Raw genomic sequence first — 7,235 nt, forward strand, 5'->3', positions numbered from 1 at the left:
ACCTCGGCGGCCAGGGTCTTGACCTCGTCGGCGAGCGCGAGGTTGCGCTGGAAGTTCTCGCCCGAGAAGCGCGGGTTGTCGCGCCGGAAGTCGCCTTCGTCGAACTGGTCGGTGGAGCGGACGGTGCCCGTCAGGAAGCCGCGGCCCAGCGGGGAGAACGGGACCAGACCGATGTTCAGCTCCCTCAGCAGGGGCAGTACGCGCTCCTCGATGCCGCGCGTCCACAGGGAGTACTCCGACTGCACCGCGGTGACGGGCTGGACGGCGTGCGCGCGCCGGATCGTGTCCGGGCCTGCCTCCGAGAGGCCGAAGGCGCGCACCTTGCCCTCGGTGATCAGCTCACCGACCGCGCCGGCGGTCTCCTCGATCGGCGTGTTCGGGTCCACCCGGTGCTGGTAGTACAGGTCGATGTGGTCGGTGCCCAGNNGTGTCGATGAGCGTGACGCCCAGCTCCAGCGCCCGGTGCACGGTCCTGATCGACTCCGCCTCATCGGTTCCGGAGCCGGTGTAGCCGTGGGACATGCCCATCGCACCGAGACCGATCCGGGAAACCTCCAGGTCACGCAGGTTGATGTAGCGCATTTCGCCCTCTCCGGTTCGTGGCGTCGCCCGGTCCCCTCACTCTCGCCCGGCCCGGCAGGTCGTGCCTGCGGTGGCTGGGGCGGGGCCGGGGTTCCGGCGTCTTGCTCATCCACCTTCGCCCGGATCGCGCCGCTGTGGCAGGGCGGGCTCTTCGGGGGTAACGACAGGGCCCCCTTCCCGCCTGCGCAGCGGGCGCCCGTCGGGCGAGACTGGATGCATGGCATCGACGAGCGCGCACAGCGAGGGCGCCGAGCTGGGCCGCTATCTGCGCGCCCGCCGCACCCAGACCAGCCCCGAGCATGTCGGCCTCACCGTCGGCACCGGTATCCGCCGCACCCCCGGCCTGCGCCGCGAGGAGCTGGCCACCCTCGCCGGCATCAGTATCGATTACTACGTACGGCTGGAGCGCGGCAAGGAGACCCGCCCCAGTCCGGCCGTCCTCGACTCGCTCGCCCGCGCCCTGCTCATGGACGACCAGGAGCACCAGCATCTGCGCGAGCTGGCCGCCCGTGCCGCCCTCTACGTCGCTGAACCGCCGCCCGCGCCCAGCCGCACCGTGCGCCCCCACCTCAAGCTGCTGCTCGAATCGCTCCGTCCGAACCCGGCGTACGTCATCAGCCGCAGCATGGACATGCTCGCCTGGAACCCCGGCGGCCTCGCCCTCTACGCGGGCCTGGACGACTGGCCGGTCAAGCACCGCAACCTCGCCCGCTACCTCTTCCTGCACCCCGCGGCCCGTGACCTCTTCACCGACTGGGACCGCCAGATCACCGCCTGCGTCGCTCGCCTTCGCGCCATCGCCGGCACCGCGCCCGATGCCCCCGACCTGACCAACCTCGTCGGTGAACTCCTCCTCAAAAGCCCCGACTTCGCCGGCCTCTGGGAGCGCTACGAGGTGACCGGACGCAAGGCCGCGCACAAAACGTTCCACCACCCCCAGGTCGGCACCCTCACCCTCACCTCCCAGTCCCTGCACGTCGAAGGCACCCCCGGCCAGCGCATCGGCGTCTACACCGCCGAACCCGGCAGCCCCGACCACGACGCCCTGCTCCTGCTCGACATGACCGCGCCCCGGCCGGCCGAACGCCGCGCGCCCGTCCCGAAAGCCACCGGCCCGGAGATCACCTCCTGATTCCGGCGCCGCCGACCGCCCTGTGACCCGAGGTGGCAGGGTGCTCCCGTACGCCCCGGGAACAGCCGGTCAGGTCGGCACTGTTGCAACGGCCGAGGGCCCGGCGCCGCACGGGGGGTCCCCGGATTCGCCGTACGCAAGGCGCGCGCCCGGACCGAGACGTATTTCTGCAGGAGGATTTCTTCATGACCGCCCGACCCTTGACCCTCATGGCAGTGCACGCCCACCCCGACGACGAGGCCACCGGAACAGGAGGGGTCCTCGCGCGCTACGCGGCGGAAGGCATTCGCACGGTTCTCGTGACGTGTACCGACGGCGGTTGCGGTGATGGACCGGGAGGTATCAAGCCCGGCGATCCCGATCACGATCCGGCGGCCGTCGCCCTGATGCGCCGACAGGAGCTTCAGGAGAGCTGTGACGTCCTGAAGATCAGCGACCTGGAGACACTGGACTATGCCGACTCCGGGATGATGGGCTGGCCGAGCAACGACGCCCCCGGATCCTTCTGGAATACCCCCGTGGAGGAGGGCGCCGCCCGCCTCGCGGAGCTCATGCGGCAGTACCGGCCCGATGTGGTCGTCACGTACGACGAGAACGGCTTCTACGGCCACCCCGACCACATCCAGGCCCACCGCATCACGATGGCGGCGCTGAAGCTGACCGAGCTGACGCCGAAGGTGTACTGGACGACGATGCCCCGCTCGGGGATGCAGCGGTTCGGCGAGATCATGCGCGAGTTTCACCCGGACATGCCGGAGCCGGATCCCGCCGAGGCCGCCGCGATGGCCAAGATCGGCCTCCCCGATGAGGAGATCACCACGTGGGTGGACACCATCGCGTTCAGCGGTCAGAAGTTCGACGCGCTGGCCGCGCACGCCAGTCAGGGCGAGAACATCTTCTTCCTCAAGATGGGCAAGGAGAGGTTCGGCGAGTTCATGGGCACGGAGACCTTCGTACGTGTCCAGGACACCACCGGCGCGACCGTACCCGAGAACGATCTCTTCGCCGGACTGCGCTGATCCGCCGGTCCGACCGGACCTCGCCGGAGACCGGGTATGCGAAGGCGCCGGTTTGTCCGACAAGCCTGCGGCCGGCGCAGAAGGGTGTACATGGCAGTCGGCGTTCCGGACCATGGCTTGCATGACCACATGGACCATCAAGGCGGAGACCGTCGCAGGCACCGGCACCGGCATCGACGACGCGATGCGGCAGTACTTCATCGAGATGGGGCGGAGGGTGCTCGGGCGGGCAGCAACGGAAGCTGAGCTGCACTCGGTGCTGACACACGATCCTCACGAGGATCTCAGCCCGCCTCACGGGGTCTTCCTGGTTGCCCGCAGCGCTCAGGACGAGCTCCTCGGTTGCGCCGGAGTACGGATGCTGGCCGGAGCCTCGGGGACAGCGGAGCTCAAGCGCATGTTCGTACGTCCCGCAGGGCGTGGGGCAGGGCTGGGCCGCGCGTTGCTGCTGGCCGCAGAGGAATCCGCCAGGGCGTTGGGCGCTTCGCGGATCGTGTGCGAGACCAACACCGAGCTCACCGAGGCCCGCAACTTGTACGCGAAGCACGGCTACCGGGAGACGGAGCCGTACGAAGGTCACGGCAATGCGGACCACTGGTTCGCCAAGGCCCTCGGCTGAGGCCGGAGGTCGTACCGGGCGACGTCACGGCTGCCTGTGGCGGTCCAGCGAGGGACGGCCGCGCCGGCGAGCGGCACGCTGGCAGACCGCCGGTGTGATTCCGTACGCGCGCTTGAACCGCCGGTTGAAGTGGGCCTGGTCGGCGAATCCGGCGGATGCCGCTGCATCCGCCGGTGCCAGCCAGCAGGTCGTACGTTCGCCGGGCGGCCCGTGCGCCGGCGCCTCGTGCAGACGGCCCAGCGCTCCGGTGAGTACGGGATCCGTCAGTACGGGATCCGTCAGTACGGGATCCGTCAGTACGGGGCGGACGAACAGCAGCATCGCTCCCGAGGTCCCGTCGCCGTCGCCGGCCGCATCACCGAGGGTGTCGCGAACGACTGACGGACCGATGTGGACGATGCGGTACTGACAGCCCAGCTCCGCCCCACGGCAGCGGAAGGTCTGCGCGCCGGCATCGGGTTCCCGGAGCGCCTGACAGCGGTGGCGCTCCGGAGCGTCTTCTTCCTTACGAGGCGTCCTGCTTGGGGGCCTCCACGCGGTCGCCCTCCCACGTCGCGGCCTTCACCAGCTCCGCGGACCGGATGGTACGGGTGCCCCGCGAGACCCTCAGCCGCACGTGAGCGCCGGTCGCGATGCCCTGCGAGGCCGCGGGCAGCGCCCAGGCGGTGGTCAGGTCCGTGTTCCCCTCGTCGAGGGCCAGGAACCGGGCCGCCTTCTTGCCCTTGCGCGACTCCATGCGCAGCACTTCACCGGTGATCATGTCGGGCTCCCGCCGCTCCAGGAAGGCGAGTACCAGGAAGTACGCCGCCAGCGCGCCGAAGACCACGATCGCCACCCACTCGACGAGCAGAGGACCGTCCTGGGCTGCCGCGTCGACGAACCAGCCGTCGCTGCCGCTCACGAAGTTGCCGGGCATCATCGACAGGAACGCCACGAGCAGCGTCCAGCGGCTGAGCTTGCCTGCCACCACCAGGCCGAGCAGCGCGCTGCCCACCCAGCCGGCACTCAGCACCAGCCCGGCCCGGTGCAGCGAGCCGCCGTCGGTCACGACCACCCAGTCGGGCTGCCGCAGGACAGCGAAGGCGCAGAGCCCTGCCGCGACAATGCCCGCCGCGGCCGCCAACTGCAGCAGTCGGCGCGTCGAGTTGCCGAAGCCGGGACGCAGCCGCGGGTAGCGGATCCGCACCGGCCTCCAGGTCCCTCCGTACGAGGACCAGACGCGGCGCCGGTCCCCGGAGTCGAACCCGAGGAGGCGGCCGGTCAGGGTGGTGACGCCGAGCGCGGTTCCGTACGCGAGGTAGCGGTCCCAGACCGTCACGGCTGCGGGCGGCAGCTGGGCGAAGTCCTCGTGCGCCGTCAGCCAGGCCCGCAGTCCGGCCCAATGCCCGGCGCGTTCAAGGCCCTTGGGTGTCGCCCGCTCGCCCAGCGTCTTGCCGAGCAGGAAGGTCAGAACGCCCCCCGGGGCCACGCCGAGGAAGAGCGCGGCGCGCAGGTTGTGCCCTCCCATGACGACGGCCACCGCGAACAGCGCACCGGGCACGAAGGAGCTGGTCATCAGAGCACTGACGAGCAGCGGCGCGAATCGGTACCGGGACAGGCCGCGCAGCCGGGCATCGGCCACGATCTCCTTGCGCAGTGCCCCGTTCCAGGTGGCGGCGCGCTCGTCGTCACGGAAGGCGATCGCCCCGATGGGTGCGCCGCCGTCCGCCGCGCGGGCGATGACGCGGTCCAGTACCCGCTGCTCGTACGGCATCAGGCCCGAAGCCGTACGGCCGGCCTCGGTGAGGTGAACGGAGCTGCGGGCCGGGTCGTCGCCCGGCTGCCGCAGCTCGACGAGACCGCGGGCCGCGAGATCCAGCAGGGTGGCCGCGGCGGCATGCTCCACGCCCCGCCAGTGATTGCCGAGCAGACTGACGACGCCCGGCGGTTCGGGGTCGTCCCCGAACTCCTGGGTCGCGGGACCCGGCGTGACCACGCCGTTCCGGGTGGCGGCCAGCGCCAGCCCGAAGCAGACCAGCCAGAGCACGATCAGGGCGCCGCCGCCCCAGTAGAGCTGTTCGATGAGCGTCACGCGAATCTCACCTGGACCGGATCCTGCACCACACCGGCTGCCTCGAAGTACTCCCGCCGCCCGTGCGCGCCGCCCAGCCCGGACACGACGTTCCCCGGGAAGCTCTCCAGGGCGGTGTGGTAGCTCTGCACGGCACTGTTGTAGAACTGCCGCGCGTACGCGATCTTGTCCTCCGCGGACCTCAACTCGACCTGCACCGTGCTGAAGTGCTGGTCCGCCTTGAGATCCGGATAGCTCTCCCCGAGCGCGAACAGCTTCCCCAGCGTCGCGGTCAGCGCATCCTCGGCGGCCGCCCGGTCCGTCACACCGAGCTCGCCGCTCACGGCCGCCCCGCGCGCGGCGGTGACCGCTTCGAAGGTGCCGCGCTCGTGGGCGGCGTACCCGCGCGCACTCTCCACGAGATTCGGTATCAGCTCATGCCGCCGCTTCAGCTGCACATCTATCTGCGCCCACGAAGCCTGCGTCTGATTCCGCAGCCGAACGAGCCGGTTGTAGGTCCGAACGACCCACCACACGACCACGACGACAAGAAGCCCAACAACCGCACCCACGATGACACCCATGGCGTCGCCCCCAGAGCCCCTAAAGATCCGACCCCCCTGGCCGATCGACGAGATCTTATGCGGCGGTAAAGAGTCTGCACGGCTCGGGGCCGAGTGGTATGCCTGCTTCTGGCTTGACGGCATACGTGGGGCGCAGGGAGCGGGCGATGGCAGTACGGGCGATGGCTACAGCGGGCATAGGGCCGGGCAGGGGCGGAGACGGCCTGCAACCGCCGGGCCGGGCGCGGCTCACAGGCGTACTGCTGATCCTGTTTTCCGTGGCTTCGGCAGCACTCTGCTATGTCGCGTTCACTGCGTGGTTGCCTTCCGACAGGGAGCGCTACCAGGACTACCGGTCGGCAGAGCAGTGCCCGGCCGATGCGACGGCGCAGGTGCGGGCGGAGAAGGACTGTCTCAGCACCTGGCACTTCACCGTCGTGAAGGCGGAGATCAAGAATTCCGGAAAGACCTCCACATACAAAGCGACGCTGAAGGACAAGGACTCCTGGCAGGGAGTCGTGCGCTTCGGCGACCCGGGGCCGCTCCTCAAGCGGCTCAAGCCTGACGACCAGGTCACGGCCACCGTCTGGCGCCGCGAGATCGTGGTGCTCAGCAAGGACGGCATCCGGCAGAACAGCTCCGAAGCACCCCGCGACGAGCTCCAGATGAACGCCGCCCTCGGCATGCTCGCCGTGCTCCTCGCGGCCCAGGCCTTCGTGTTCGGAGCGGTACGCCTTGCCAGGCCTCGCCACTACCAGCCGTTCACCTGGAGCCCGTACGGCAAATGGCTGCTCATCACCATCGTCAGCGCCTGCTTCGGAGTGGGTCTCCCGGCGGTGTGGATCGGCCTTCCGTGGCAGATCGTGCCCATCGGGACCGTACTCGTCGTGGTGTGTGCGGCGGTGCTGATACACCGCCGTCTGCGGCGCAGGTCCGCGGGTGGCGTGTGACGGCCGGCCCGTTCCCGCAGGTGCGGCCCCTCTGACTAGGCCGCGAGGCGGCGTTCGAGTGGGGTGCGGAAGCTGGGGCGGATGCGGATGTCGCCGAAGAAGGCGGCCAGACGCGCGGCTTCGGCGGTGACTGCCTTGCCCGCCTCTCGGTCCAGGCCCTTCGTCGTGAAGAGTTCAGTGGCGATCTCGCCGTCGGGGCGCTGGCCCCAGCCGCCCACGATGCGGCCGTTCCACCAGATGGTGGGGCCGATGTTCCCGTACGCGTCGAAGAGTTCGGGCACGTGGGCCGGGTCCAGGTACCAGTCGCGGTGGCGCCAGCC

8 protein-coding genes and 1 pseudogene are annotated in these 7,235 nt (G+C 70.0%); 4 read left to right on the plus strand and 5 right to left on the minus strand.

The genetic code is table 11. The features are described 5' to 3' along the window. Positions 1-582: pseudogene (locus J0695_RS24095) on the minus strand (aldo/keto reductase); the annotation flags it as partial. A 217-nt stretch (positions 583-799) separates the two neighbouring features. On the opposite strand from J0695_RS24095, the gene J0695_RS24100 reads away from it, so the two are divergent. The 3 genes from J0695_RS24100 to J0695_RS24110 all read left to right on the plus strand — a co-directional run bounded on the left by J0695_RS24100 (position 800) and on the right by J0695_RS24110 (position 3,352). Continuing rightward, complete coding sequence (locus J0695_RS24100) at positions 800-1,714, plus strand: helix-turn-helix transcriptional regulator (RefSeq protein ID WP_206964828.1); 915 nt, start codon at positions 800-802, stop codon at positions 1,712-1,714. Between the two features lie 185 nt (positions 1,715-1,899). Next, positions 1,900-2,733 (plus strand): PIG-L family deacetylase, encoded by an 834-nt coding sequence (locus tag J0695_RS24105; RefSeq protein ID WP_206964838.1) that lies wholly within the window; start codon positions 1,900-1,902, stop codon positions 2,731-2,733. A 121-nt stretch (positions 2,734-2,854) separates the two neighbouring features. Continuing rightward, positions 2,855-3,352, plus strand: a complete 498-nt coding sequence (locus tag J0695_RS24110; protein WP_206964840.1) for a GNAT family N-acetyltransferase — start codon at positions 2,855-2,857, stop codon at positions 3,350-3,352. A 24-nt stretch (positions 3,353-3,376) separates the two neighbouring features. On the opposite strand, the gene J0695_RS24115 is transcribed toward J0695_RS24110, so the two are convergent. From J0695_RS24115 to J0695_RS24125, 3 genes are all read right to left on the minus strand, one after another. Beyond that, a complete protein-coding gene (locus tag J0695_RS24115) occupies positions 3,377-3,673 on the minus strand; it encodes an AraC family transcriptional regulator (protein ID WP_206964842.1) in 297 nt (98 codons plus the stop codon). Positions 3,674-3,857: 184 nt separating this feature from the next. Further along, entirely contained in the window at positions 3,858-5,423 is a 1,566-nt protein-coding gene (locus J0695_RS24120) for a DUF2207 family protein (RefSeq protein ID WP_206964845.1), read from the minus strand. After that, on the minus strand, positions 5,420-5,986 hold the full coding sequence (locus J0695_RS24125; RefSeq protein ID WP_206964848.1) for a LemA family protein: 567 nt from the start codon (positions 5,984-5,986) through the stop codon (positions 5,420-5,422). The genes J0695_RS24120 and J0695_RS24125 overlap by 4 nt, the downstream gene beginning before the upstream one ends. Before the next feature lie 299 nt (positions 5,987-6,285). Between J0695_RS24125 and J0695_RS24130 the strand changes: the two genes are divergently transcribed. After that, on the plus strand, positions 6,286-6,915 hold the full coding sequence (locus J0695_RS24130; RefSeq protein WP_242553118.1) for a hypothetical protein: 630 nt from the start codon (positions 6,286-6,288) through the stop codon (positions 6,913-6,915). A gap of 35 nt (positions 6,916-6,950) precedes the next feature. Here J0695_RS24130 and J0695_RS24135 read toward each other — a convergent pair. After that, a partial coding sequence (locus J0695_RS24135; protein ID WP_206964858.1) for a DNA glycosylase AlkZ-like family protein occupies positions 6,951-7,235 on the minus strand: 285 nt, incomplete at its 5' end.

This window comes from Streptomyces beijiangensis (assembly GCF_017315755.1).
Lineage (GTDB): Bacteria > Actinomycetota > Actinomycetes > Streptomycetales > Streptomycetaceae > Streptomyces > Streptomyces beijiangensis.